Source organism: Acinetobacter sp. Res13-Abat-PEC15-P4-01, from assembly GCF_015676285.1.
GTDB classification, from domain to species: domain Bacteria; phylum Pseudomonadota; class Gammaproteobacteria; order Pseudomonadales; family Moraxellaceae; genus Acinetobacter; species Acinetobacter nematophilus.
In genome coordinates, this window is the sequence record NZ_JADAIN010000050.1 from 309,245 (window position 1) to 318,048 (window position 8,804).

The window sequence follows — 8,804 nt, forward strand, 5'->3', positions numbered from 1 at the left end:
CATATTTGAGCAGTTTATTATGACAGTTTAATTAAATCTGGTTTAAACCAGATTGATTAGCTTTGCGCTTCAAGATGCAAATCCAAAACGTCATGCAACCAATATTCCTGATCAATATCGGTAACTCGTCCATGTTGATCGCGATTACTTCGACAGATATAAAGTCCCATAGATCCAATATTTACATGCAATGCCTTAGCCTGTTGTTCTGCAAAAGCTGTAGGATATAGATTGATATTGGCACAGGTTATAACACATTGATATTTGTCAGCCATTAATTGAGTCACGGAGTGATTTAATGGATGTGTGAGAAAATCAGGAAATAAGTCGCTACGAATACGCAAGTGCTCAACCACTACAGGGCGACCATTGATACTTCTACGTCGCCAAATGGAATAAATAGGACTGCCGACTGTAATATCCAAATGCTTAGCATCCCATTGTGTCGCCTCAACTTGCTCAGCAGAAAGGAGTTCTGTAGAAGGAACATACCCCTGCTCACTGACATATTGCATAAAACTTTTTGTTGATTGAGGATGATAAATAATTCTTGGAGCTCGAACATACCAACCGCGACGGTCTAAACGATAAATTAAACCATCCATTTCCAGAGCCAGTAAGGCTTCCCGTACTGCAACTCGAGTTGTTTGAAATTTTTCTAACAGTGCTCGTTCAGAGGGTAACTTAACATTGCTTGATAAAACGCCAGACTCTATCTCATGAGCCAATGAATCACGAATCGGAATATATTTAGGAATACGTACTGGTGATGGATCTGTCTGAAACATAAGTCTTAACCGAACTATTTTAATTTTACTATACAGGTAAAAAATGAAAGATTATTGAAAAATACCATATCTCTATTGATCACTTTAAATTTTTATTAAAAAAATGAAAATGCATAGAATTATCAATCTGGTTTAAACCAGGTTAATAATTTTGTCATATTGACTTGCTTAAATGTGCAACATCCAACCAAATCTTGCATCATAATTTAAGGGTACATTCATGGCACATTTTAATCGTGATCTTTTCACAGCAGTCATCTTTGGTAGTTTGATCGGACCAACAATAACGTCTGCAGGTGAGCTGACTGTTTATACGGCATTAGAATCAGATCAGTTAGCAGCATATAGTGCAAAGATTCGCGAAGACTATCCTGATTTAAAAATTAAATGGGTACGTGACTCAACCGGTGTAATCACAGCACGCTTGCTGGCAGAACAAAAAAATCCTAAAGCTGATGTTGTTGTTGGTCTTGCTGTTACCAGTCTAATGCTTCTTGATCAAAAAAATATGCTGCATCCATACGCACCTGTAGGTGTTGAAAAATTAAATAAACAATTTGTCAGTACAAAGAAAGTTCCAACCTGGACAGGAATGGATGCATGGGAGGCAGCGCTCTGTGTAAATAGTATTGAATTAAAGAAAAAAAATCTTCCTGTTCCACAGTCTTGGGCTGATCTGACCAAACCAATCTATAAAGGTTTAATTGTCATGCCTAACCCAGCTTCAAGCGGTACGGGCTATTTAGACGTATCGGCATGGTTACAGCTTTTTGGAGCACAAAAAGCGTGGACATATATGGATGCTTTACATAAGAATATTAGCCAATATACGCATTCCGGTTCGAAGCCATGCCAAATGGCAGCACAAGGTGAAGCCGTTATAGGTATTTCTTTCGGATATAGAGCTGCGCAGCTTAAACAAAGAGGTGCGCCACTGAATATTGTTTTTCCAAAAGAAGGTTTGGGGTGGGAAATGGAAGCCTCTGCAATCATGCAAGGCACTAAAAATCTGACTGATGCACAAAAGTTTATCAATTGGACCGTGAGTAAAAAAGCCAACGAAGCCTATGCCAAAAATTTTGCAGTTGTTGCCTATCCAAATGTCGCTAAACCGATGCCATTCCGACCACCACAAATTAACCAAATGATGATCAAGAATAATTTTGATTGGGCTGCAAAAAATAGAGACAGTATTTTAAAAGAATGGACCAAACGTTACGATGGAAAAACAGAGAAAAAATAAGTCTTTGTTTAAGCATTCTATAAATCTTGTCTCTACAAAATGTATAAAAGACTAAAATTTTAGCTGTGATCAACAATATGCATACTTTCTCATGTTGTTGATTACTTTATCATTAAAATTTGAACAATCGATTCAATAGATCACTTATTAATGAAAATATCGTATTTTTTTATAAAATTATCAAAATAAATCAGCAACTTAATTCTCCCGTTATGCTGCATGACACAACTCAAAAAACCTTGATAAAAGCCTGATGTATCAAGGGAAACTAATGTTATGCTGCATACTCAAATAAGAAGAAGAATGATTTATATAATTTAATGAGAATCATTATTGATAATTAATATTTCATATGTTAACTTTTGTAACGCTTTAATCTGAGTGATAGGGCTTGAAGCAAAAGGAAGACAGTAAATCTGATCGCGCGCATTTTCTATTATGGAATTTATCTTATGTATCACCCCTCTCCCTTACGCCATGCATTCAAAGTGCATCCTCTTGTACTTTCCATGGCGTTAATCATTCCCTCTCTGGTTTATGCCGAACAAAATGCTGAAACAGTCGCTTTACCGACCATCAAAGTAGAAGCGGAAAGCCAGCATTCAGCGATCACAGAAGGCTCGCAAAGTTATACGGTCAAAAGTACAAGTACAGCCACTAAATTAAATTTGTCCCTTCGTGAAACCCCGCAATCTGTCAAAGTATTAACGCGGGAATACCTGGATGACCGAAACATTGATTCATTTCAGGATTTAATGAATACCATTACAGGTGTCTCCACTTCGCGTACCGATGAACGTCAATCAGTTTATGCGCGTGGTTTTCAGGTGGATTACTATTTAATAGACGGTATGCCAAGCACTACAAACTTGGGTGCTGGTGATCTGGATTTGGATATTTATGATCGTGTTGAAGTGATTAAAGGTGCAAATGGGCTCACTACGGGGGCAGGTAACCCCGCAATGGGGCTCAATATGATACGTAAGCATGCCAATGCCAAAGAGTTGACGGGTAATTTAAGCACTTCATTGGGTACATGGAATGCATGGAGCAGCGCTGCAGATATCTCTACCCCGCTCAATGAAGATGGCTCGCTGCGTGGACGTATGTTTGTCAAACATTCAGATGAAAAGTCCTTTATGGATTATTATCAAAAAGAGCGCAATGTATTCTACGGTGCGATTGATTATGACTTAAGTGATAGAACCAGCATGTCACTTGGCGCCACGTACCAAGAGTTGCAACGTGATGGCATTCGTTGGGGAGGAACGCCAGCATTTTATACGGATGGAAGTCGAACCCACTTTGATCGAAGCTTGACTGTAAGTGCGCCGTGGACTTTTTGGGACGTCAATACCACAGCTGTCTTTGCCAATTTAAAGCAGAATTTATTCAACGATGTAAATTTAAATGTGGCTTATACCTTCCGTAAAGAAGATGTAAATACCCAACTGCTCTATACAGGTGGACAAGTCGATAAAGCAATCCATACCAGTCCGCTGAAAAATAAGCCAGATCCAAAGACGGGTAAAATCACGGATAACGTTTCAGTATATGGCTCTGAAACCAGAAATGAAGAAAACAATATTGATCTTTTCATCAATGCACCGTTTACATTGTTCAATCAGCCACAAGAAATTATTATCGGTGGTTCGTGGAATAAAAATGAAAAAACCAAAGATATTTTTGGGGGTTCAAATGCCAACAGTGAAATCGAAAAATATTTAGGTGGTCCGCTTAACTATAGCAATATGGCACAACCCCTACTTCGTTCTGTGGTATTAGATGGCGTTAATGTACTCAATCAAACCACCCAAAGCTCAGTATATATTTCTGGTAAATTTCAGATTTTTGATCCATTAAAAGTGGTTGCAGGGACACGTTTATCCAATTGGAAATATGAATCTGCAAACGGCGTGGGTAATCGTGAATTTAATCGTGAAGTCACCCCTTATATTGGCGCTATTTATGATTTTGCTAGAGATCACTCTGTTTATGTCAGTTATACAGACATTTTTAAACCCCAAAACCGTAAAGATGTAAATGATCAATATTTAGATCCGGCAAAAGGTAAGAACTATGAAGCGGGTTTAAAAAGTGAATGGTTTGGAGGGCGTTTAAACACGGCTTTATCCCTGTTCCGCATTCAACAATCGAATTTTGCTGAAGCAATAACAGGACAATTTATTGTACGTAATGGTCAGCTGACAAATGAACAAGCCTATCGGGGGGTAGATGGTGTTGAGAGTAAAGGTTTTGAGTTTGAAGCAGAGGGTGAAATTAATGATCACTGGGGAATTAACTTTGGTATTGCTAATTTTGAAGCAAAAGATGCAAAAGGTGTCAAAGTAAACCCTACCAACTCACGTACGACATCTAATTTATTTGTAAAATATAAATTAGATCAATGGAGTGCCGGAGTTGGTTTAAACTACAAGAGTAAATACTACACTGGCACGGGAAGCACACGTATAGATCAAGATGCTTTTGTCCTTGCCGGTGCGATGTTGGGTTATCAACTGGATAAAAATATTAAACTTCAATTGAATGTTGAAAATATTTTTGACAAAAAATACTATGAAGGTATTGGGGCTAACGCTATGAACTGGGGAACTCCAAGAAATGCAACATTAAGTGTCCGATATAACTTCTAATTTTAATCATAAACCCTCTCATAGAGGGTTTATTTTATCATTCCATCATTTTTACGATTAAAAACTCACAGTCCAAGCAAGTTGTGCTGTTCGTGGTGCGCCAAGAAATAAATAGTCATCACCCAGAAAATTCCCTGCATCTCTCCAATACTTTTTATTGAACAGATTATCCATATTGAATCGCAAGGTATTGTCATAGCCATACGCACGGAAGTTATAGGCTGTGCCTAGATTAAACACAGTATAACTCGGCACTTTGACAGTACCGGTTTTATTGGCGTATTTACTGCTGCTGTATTGCATGCCTGCCAATAAACGTAATCCTTCTATCTGTTCCACTCGGTAAGAAAGAAAGTTTGCAAAACGAACAGATGGTACATTTTGTGTCTGATGACCATGATATTGAGTAGACTGAATGTCTTTTAAGCGAGAACGTGTCAGTGCCAAAGTGGATAGCAAATCCATGTTTTGTCCTAAACGTCCTTGTACACCCAATTCAAATCCAAGGTTATGCTGTTCACCTTCAGCAATAAAATCCCGTTGAGTATTGGTATATTGATTGTCCTGTTTTAAATCAAATACTGCTGCGCTAAGCAGCAAATCTTGCCACTGTTGTTTGATACCCAACTCATACTGAGTCGAACGTACAGGTGCTAAAGTTTGACTCGGATTGTTGGCAAACCATGGTGCTTGTCCACCATCACTTAAGCCCTTGGCATAAGAAGCATAGATATTGGTATGTTCCCAGGGTTGATACATCAGCGCGAATTGGGGCAAGAAGCGATTAAAATTGGTATCTCGAATTCTATTTGAGTCAACATCATAGGCATCTTCATTGAGATGGATGAGTTTACCGCCCAACGAGACGGACCACTCAGGATTAAAAGCAATTAAGTCAATGATGTTCAATGCGGTTTGTTGACTGTCCAATGATTTATAGTGTTTACCCAAATGCTTCTCTGTAGGGATATAATTTTGAGGGTCCTCCCCAATATTTCCTGTAGATTCAGCCCCTTCAACTACAGGCAGATTAATTGCGTCATATTGTGCATGGCGTTTAGCGGTTTGGGATAATTCCAAACTCAGCTGATGCTGCAAAAAACCTGTATTGAATGTCCCATTTAAACCAATTTTAAATTGGTTGGTTAAGTAGCTATCATCAGGACTGCGAAAATCATAAATGTCATAGTTGCCATTTTGATCAAAGCCATTTACCAACCCCGTCGTTTGACAAATGCTGCTATAACATCCCCAAGGAAATGCAGAGTAATCATCGATCACAACTCGACTTTGGGATACTATAAAATTTGCTTTCCAGTGATCATTGAACTGAAATAAATATTTTAAGCTGGCATTTACGCTGTCATTGGTTACAGGTTTACTCCAGCGTTGATAAGCAAGCAAACGATCCCATTTCACATTTTGTGGCAGCGTAGTGCCATCGAGTAACTGGTATCCTGCCACTGAACGTTGACGTTGTCGCTGTGATTCTAGATCAAATTCTAACTTTGAACGTTCAGAAATATTCCAATCCAGTGCCAGAGAACCAAACAAGCGTTTGCCATCGGCATGTTCGACGTAGGAATGAATATCTTCTGTTGCAAGATTGATGCGATACCCAAACTGTTGGGCGTCTCCAAACAATTCACCTAAATCCGTTGCCACGCGAAAACCACCATAACGGTCTGTTTCCAATGTCACTGAACGAATATCTTCAGGTCGTTTGGTGACATAATTAATTACACCACCTGGTGTTGACATACCACTTTGAACGGCACTGATGCCCTTTAAAATTTCGACCTGAGCTTTGTTTTCGAGTGCAACATTTTGTTCACCACGGATTAAGTTGCCATTCATTAAATAGCTTGATCCAAGATTCAATCCAAAACCGCGTACCATAAAATTCGAATAATAACCAATGGGTGCATATCCATCACCCACTGAAGCATCGTTCTTAACCACATCAACCAGTGTTTTTGCATGCTGATCAGCCAAGCGATCTGCGGTAATGGTCTGTATTGAGGCTGGAATTTCAGCAATATTATTGGACTGGTTAAAACCGGGTAAATCGATTTTGGGCTGATAATAGGTGGTTTGAGCGGCATCTGTTTCAACATTGACTTTGATGGTTTTCAACTGTTGAGTATTTTCTTCATTTTCCGCATGCAGCAGTACTGGATTTAATGCCAAACATGAAAATGAACCAACTGTCAGTAGGGCTTTTTGTAAATGAGAAAATGGAAATTGTTTCACAGTACTTGTCTAACCCCAAGATAATTTCATGCACTAAATTTTAGCGCATGAGTATTCACAATTTTTTCTCATTGAACAAGTAGTTCTATATGATATTTTTAATATATAAATGATTTTGATATGCAGCTTTATCCACTCAATAATTCTTGTAATAAATTTGATTGAATTTTTTATAGGGTTTCTTTCATCAGTCCATTTTTAAACTATAAATCAACATAAAATTATCCTTATCCTACCCTTTTCACTAAGGGAGAATAAACTTTCAAAGCCCATATGAGTCGTTCAAAATGATCATTTTTTTTTTGATGAAAAAGATCTATGGTAATGATCGTAAAGTCTTTCAAAGGAAAATATAAAATATTATGATAATCAGGCTATTAATCTATAATGATGAGCTATAAAGGAGGGACTGTAACAGTACCTCCATAATTATCTAAAAAATTTGTATAACTTGGTTAAAAATTATATCTAGTTAAGAAATTTAGTCTTGAAATCGTACCTTTATCATCAATAAAATTTTTGCGTTGACCGTACGTATATTCAATGCCCAAGTTAAGATTATTAATTGGTGTAAAAATGAGATTTGCGACAGTATTATATAAGGTTTCATTATATAATGGGTTTTTCTTGGCATATAAAGTATTATCTTTAAACTGTATTCCAGCAATTGAAAATGTTGATTTCAATGAAGGTGCCCATAACCGCTGATATCCAACTTGTAATGTATGATATTGGCTCGGTTCAATATCATAACTTACAATGACCCCATTGGAATCCAAATTTTCAGTAGAAAAGTATGAAGCATTATTTTGATTTGAATAAGCTAAGTAACGGGTATCACCGACAACATGATAATAATTAGCTAGAATCTCATTATTATTAGTTAACTTATACCTTGCACCAACTCCAGCGCCCCAACCTATTTGTTCCTTATAATTATTTTGATTTGTTGATACTCTATTTTCATGAAGCATACCATGAAGTTGAATTAAACCTTTGTCGTTTGGAAAATTTTTATCATATCTAAGTGTAATTGCGGGTAATTTACTACCACCTGTAATTTGGGTTTTTCCACTAAAATTATCAACATTACCACCTTCTAAAGCGACTAAAAATTTTTGATCATTTTTAATTGGTTGAGTAAATCTTAGTTGTACATTACGTTGAGTTCCGCCTCCCATTGGTCCAGTATAGTCAATGATACTTGGCGAAGTATCTGTATTTACAAATGGTGATGTAGTTTGACCTATTAACCATTTGCCAAGAGAACCATAAGCATGCGTAATTCTAAGCTTGCCATCAGCATTAGATGTACTATCTCCCCAAAAATCAGCTTCAAATTTACCCATCAAAATACCATAGTCTGTAGGTTTTGAAATATCAAGACCAATTTTACTCGTAGCTACGGAAACATTCAGTGCTCCTTGAGTTGGATTGTCCTTATCTAATGGCACCAATCCAGTCCGATTTACGACAGAGTTTGTTGTACCTTTGAAATCATATGAAGCATCTAGACGTAGTGCACCGTAGACCTTCATGAGAATGTCATTACCAACGATTAAATTTCTTTCTTTACTCGATTGATTGATCTCTGTGAACTTAGGTTGATCTTTGGAAGTATTTTTATCAATTGTTATCATGGACTTATTGAGATGAATAGGTGAATCACTGTTAGAGTTCAATTTATTTACAAGTTGCTCTAATTCATAGACTCTCTTTGATAATACTTCTATTTCTTCATCAGTTGCTGCATTTACATTCGTTGTGATACTGAAAATAATACATGTACTACTCAGTGTAATAAATTTTTTCATTGTTCATCCTTTAACAATTAAATTCAATGTGTTTCAACAATAAAGCACTTCA

Annotated in this window: 5 protein-coding genes; 2 read left to right on the top strand and 3 right to left on the bottom strand. The window is 37.2% G+C overall.

Annotation, left to right across the window (positions count from 1 at the left end):
• Positions 1-56: 56 nt before the first annotated feature.
• The gene (locus IMO47_RS18475) at positions 57-788 is read right to left on the bottom strand and encodes a UTRA domain-containing protein (protein WP_196075245.1); all 732 of its coding nucleotides are present in this window, start codon (positions 786-788) and stop codon (positions 57-59) included.
• A 220-nt stretch (positions 789-1,008) separates the two neighbouring features.
• Here IMO47_RS18475 and IMO47_RS18480 point away from each other — a divergent pair, with 220 nt between their 5' ends.
• Positions 1,009-2,031: a putative 2-aminoethylphosphonate ABC transporter substrate-binding protein gene (locus tag IMO47_RS18480; protein ID WP_196075244.1), complete on the top strand. Its 1,023-nt coding sequence runs from the start codon at positions 1,009-1,011 to the stop codon at positions 2,029-2,031.
• Between the two features lie 452 nt (positions 2,032-2,483).
• A complete protein-coding gene (locus IMO47_RS18485) occupies positions 2,484-4,685 on the top strand; it encodes a TonB-dependent siderophore receptor (RefSeq protein ID WP_347339645.1) in 2,202 nt (733 codons plus the stop codon).
• 57 nt (positions 4,686-4,742) lie between these two features.
• Here IMO47_RS18485 and IMO47_RS18490 read toward each other — a convergent pair whose 3' ends face one another.
• Both IMO47_RS18490 and IMO47_RS18495 read right to left on the bottom strand, forming a co-directional pair.
• On the bottom strand, positions 4,743-6,938 hold the full coding sequence (locus IMO47_RS18490) for a TonB-dependent siderophore receptor (RefSeq protein ID WP_196077409.1): 2,196 nt from the start codon (positions 6,936-6,938) through the stop codon (positions 4,743-4,745).
• Between the two features lie 455 nt (positions 6,939-7,393).
• The gene (locus IMO47_RS18495; RefSeq protein WP_196077791.1) at positions 7,394-8,752 is read right to left on the bottom strand and encodes a DcaP family trimeric outer membrane transporter; all 1,359 of its coding nucleotides are present in this window, start codon (positions 8,750-8,752) and stop codon (positions 7,394-7,396) included.
• Positions 8,753-8,804: the final 52 nt, after the last annotated feature.

Excerpts from the sequence above, each read along its gene's own strand:
- IMO47_RS18495 (WP_196077791.1), bottom strand. The coding sequence starts at position 8,752 with ATGAAAAAATTTATTACACTGAGTAGTACATGTATTATTTTCAGTATC.
- IMO47_RS18480 (WP_196075244.1), top strand. The coding sequence starts at position 1,009 with ATGGCACATTTTAATCGTGATCTTTTCACAGCAGTCATCTTTGGTAGT.
- IMO47_RS18475 (WP_196075245.1), bottom strand. The coding sequence starts at position 788 with ATGTTTCAGACAGATCCATCACCAGTACGTATTCCTAAATATATTCCG.
- IMO47_RS18485 (WP_347339645.1), top strand. The coding sequence starts at position 2,484 with ATGTATCACCCCTCTCCCTTACGCCATGCATTCAAAGTGCATCCTCTT.